3 protein-coding genes are annotated in these 3,930 nt (G+C 64.8%); all 3 read right to left on the bottom strand.

Translation table 11 applies throughout. From position 1 onward, the window contains the following. Positions 1-1,408 (bottom strand): anthranilate synthase component I (locus tag EOA38_RS30030; RefSeq protein WP_127300946.1); only part of this gene is annotated, 1,408 nt, incomplete at its 3' end. A gap of 294 nt (positions 1,409-1,702) precedes the next feature. Continuing rightward, positions 1,703-2,758, bottom strand: coding sequence for a succinylglutamate desuccinylase/aspartoacylase family protein (locus EOA38_RS30025; RefSeq protein WP_126092315.1), 1,056 nt, complete (start codon positions 2,756-2,758; stop codon positions 1,703-1,705). A gap of 138 nt (positions 2,759-2,896) precedes the next feature. Then, a partial coding sequence (locus EOA38_RS30020) for a mercuric reductase (RefSeq protein ID WP_145966125.1) occupies positions 2,897-3,930 on the bottom strand: 1,034 nt, incomplete at its 5' end.

Below are 3,930 nucleotides of genomic sequence, written 5' to 3'. Positions count from 1 at the left end.
TGCGGATGGTGCGCAGCGTCAGCCCGGTGTTCATGTCGCCGTTGAAGTTGACCATGCCGATCGCACCGCCATACCAGGCGCGCGGGCTCTTCTCGTTCTGCTCGATGAAGCGCATGGCCCAGAGTTTCGGCGCGCCGGTGACCGTGACCGCCCAGGCGTGCGACAGGAAGGCGTCGAAGGCATCCATGCCTTCGCGCAGCCGCCCTTCGATGTGGTCGACGGTATGGATCAGGCGCGAATACATCTCGATCTGGCGGCGCCCGATGACGCGCACCGAGCCAGGCTCGCAGACGCGCGACTTGTCGTTGCGGTCGACGTCCGAGCACATGGTGAGCTCGGATTCGTCCTTCTTCGAATTGAGCAGCTTAAGGATCTGCTCACTGTCGGAAATGGCGTCGTCGCCGCGCTTGATGGTGCCGGAGATCGGGCAGGTCTCGACGCGGCGGCCATTGACGCGCACGAACATCTCCGGCGAGGCGCCGATCAGATATTCGTTTTCACCGAGATTGATGAAGAAGGAATAGGGCGAGGGGTTGATCGACTTCAGCTTGCGGGAGATGTCGGAGGGCTGGGTCTCGCAGCGTTCGTAGAACATCTGGCCGGGCACGACCTCGAACAGGTCGCCGCGCTTGAAGCTCTCCATAGCCCGGCGCACCAGGTTCGCATATTCGCCCGGCTCATGGTCGCCGCGCGGCGGGATGCGGTCGGCGGTCTTGAAGGGCTCGACATGAGCATCGCGGGCCAAGCCTTCGGTCGAAAACCCTTCGCCGGAATAGTCGTAGCGGTCGGTCCAGGCCTTGGTCGAATAATGGTCGACGACCAGGATCTCGTCGGGCAGGAACAGCACCAGGTCGCGCTGGCTCTCCCTGCGCTCGAGCTTGTAGTCGACCGGGTCGAATTGGAAGGCGAGGTCGTAGCCGAAGGCGCCGTAAAGGCCGAGATTGGCATCCTCGGCGGTCTTGAACAGGGCGGTGATGGCGCGCAGCACGGTGAAGACGGACGGAACGCGGCTGCGCTCCTCCTCGGTGAAGACGCGGCCGGGCTTGGCGACATCGAGGCGAATGAGTTTTTTCGAGGTCTCGGCGATCGTCACCTCGCTGATCTGGCCAAGCGCCTTGCCGATCAGCGGCAACAGCGCTTCGCCACGGGCGTTCAGCGCCTCGATGCGCATGGCGCGGCCACGCGCGGAGATCACCAGCGGCGGGTCGATGATGGCCGTGTCCCAGCGCGTGTAGCGGCCCGGATACTCGTAGTTCGAGGAAAACACCGCGCCGCGGCGCGAATTCAGCCCTTCGACATAGGCGTCGATAGCGCCTTCATAGGGCTGGTCATGGCGTTCGCGGGTGATCGTCACCCCGCCCGCGGTGACGAAGCGCTCGGCTCCGTTGTCCAGAACTTTAGTCGTCATTGCCGTCTCCATCAGCGTTTTGGGCAACGGACCCGGGAATGGCTTTAAAAAACAAATGGCCGCCCGGACATTCCGCTGCGGCCACCCTCTCTTTCACGCACGCGCGTTCGAACCGGCCGCTGTCAGCGAGCCCACCACCAAACGGTCTTGTTCGAACGCATGTTCATGGCGACTCCCATAGCGGCGAATGACGACCCGCGCAACTGGATTTCACGCGGATGGTGAAAGCCTGATGGCCTTTGTCCGATGCATGTCGTTCGCCCAAAACCGCTGCGCGCTTTTGGGCGACATGCGTCAATCCTCCAGCGTGCCCGAGCGCGCGTCGCCGCTCCGCTTGTCGCCGGCGAGCTTCAGCAGATCCTCGCCGGCGCGGATGATGCGGCGCGAACGGCGGGTCAGGATGAAGCCCGACTGCGGCGCGAAGACTTCGGTGCGGCCGCCCACTTCGCCAGGCGCATGGACGATTGTGGCGAGCCTGTCGTCCTTGGCGACGCGGTCGCCCGGCTCGACGTGGTAGAGGATCGCGCCAGCCTTGGGCGATGGCATCATGTCGATGTTCTCGATCGGCACGACAGCCCCGGTGAAGTTGCCGGGCTTGGATACTGACCGATCCTGAATGACGCCTCGCATCACGAGCAGCCGATAGAGGCCTTCCGCATCGGCCTCGGCGAGCGCGCCGTCGACATCGAGCATACCGCGATATTCGACCGTGGTGACGACGCGGCGGTCGAAGCGCGACACATTTGCCGGCACATTCTGATATGGCATGATCGAGGCGCCCTCGAAGGTGCCGCTGCTGTCCTCGCTCCACAGCACTACGGCATCGACGCCCATGGCGGCGGCGCAATCGGCCATGGTCGGCCACAGGCTGGTGTGGATGTAGAGATAGGCGAGGCCCTCGTCGTCGCAATGCAGGTCGAGCACGATGTCGTGGCCGAGCGAGAGCTGCACCAGCCGCGTCTTCAGCCGCTGATCGGCGGTGCCAAGCGTAGTGTCAGGCAGGAACGCGGTGTCGGGCGCGGCAAGCAGCGGGAAGCCGCGGTTGAAATTGGTGCGGGTGCCGAGATGGAAGCGTCCCTGATGCTCGCCGAAATGATATTGGGCGCGGCCGATCGGATTGGCCCAGGGCACGACAGTGATGGCGCCCTTGATGCGGCCTTCCGCTTCCGCTGTGGCAAGCATCGGCATCAGCGCGTCGATGGCTACGACGCCCGGCAGTTCGCCGGCATGCAGGGCTGCCTGCAGATAGGCGGTTGGAGCCGTCTTGTCCGAGCCGTCAAAGCGAAAGACCGGAAATTCGTAAGTGGTGCCTTCGCCGTCGCCGGTGATGCGCTCGATCGTCTTGTGCATGGGTGTTTCCGATGGAGAGTCCAGACATGCATGTTTGCGGCAGAACTGTCGAGTGGTCCAGCCGGGCCGACCTGTGGGCGCAAGTCGGACCTTTCTGCGACCGGGCAGCGCCGGACGGGAGGGCGGCCGATCCGGGGCTCAGATGAGCGGCTTCAGCTCCTGGGCGATGGTCGGCAGAAGCTCCGAGACGTTGGGGTGGATATGCATGGCGCGCGCCAGCGTCGAGATCGTCGCCTTGGCATACATGAGGTCGAGCGCTGAGTGGATCGCCTCGTCGCCACCCGGTCCGAGCACCGAGCAGCCGAGGATTTCGCCGGTGTCGGCATCGGCCAGGATCCTCATGAAGCCTTGCGTCTCGCCTTTCTCGACGGCACGACCCACACGGGTCATCGGCCGCTGGCCGACGAGCGCGCGGCGGCCGGATTTCTTCACCGCTGCCTCCGTCATGCCGCAGCGGCCGAGCGGCGGATCGATATAGAGCGCATAGGCCTCGATGCGGTCGCTCACCCTGCGTGGATCGTTGTCGAGCAGATTTGCGGCCACGATTTCGTAGTCGTTGTAGGAGGTGTGCGTGAAGGCGCCCTTGCCGTTGCAGTCGCCCATCGCCCAGATGCCGGGCACGCTGGTGCGCAACTGGTCGTCGACGACGATGTAGCCGTGCCGGTCGACCTCGACGCCGGCCTTGTCGAGGCCGAGATCGTCGGTGTTGGGGACGCGCCCGAGCGCCAGCAGCACATGCGAGCCGACAGCCGGCGGCTTGCCCGCCGAGAAGGCAACAGCGATGCCATTGCCTTGCCTGGCGAAGGCGATGTCGTCGGCGCCGACATGGACTGTGATGCCCTCGTTTTCGAGGATCGACAGGATGGCGGCCGAGACGTCCTCGTCCTCGCGCCCGGCCAGGCGCAGCGCCTTCTCGATCACCGTGACCTCGGAGCCGAACCGGCGGAACATCTGCGCGAACTCGAGCGAGATGTAGCTGCCGCCGACGACGACGAGATGGCTGGGCAGCACATCGAGATCCATCATCGAGGAATTGGTGAGATAGGGGATGTCGTTGACGCCGGGCAGGTCCGGCACGGCGGCGCGGCCGCCGGTGTTGAGGAAGATTTTTGGCGCGGTCAGCACATCGTTGCCGACGCGCACCGTGTCGCCGGATTCGAAGCGCGCATGGC

The sequence above is a fragment of the Mesorhizobium sp. M1E.F.Ca.ET.041.01.1.1 genome, assembly GCF_003997355.1.
Classification (GTDB): Bacteria; Pseudomonadota; Alphaproteobacteria; order Rhizobiales; family Rhizobiaceae; genus Mesorhizobium.
Note: the sequence above shows the minus strand (reverse complement) of the source record. Positions and strands in the feature narration are given on the sequence as shown.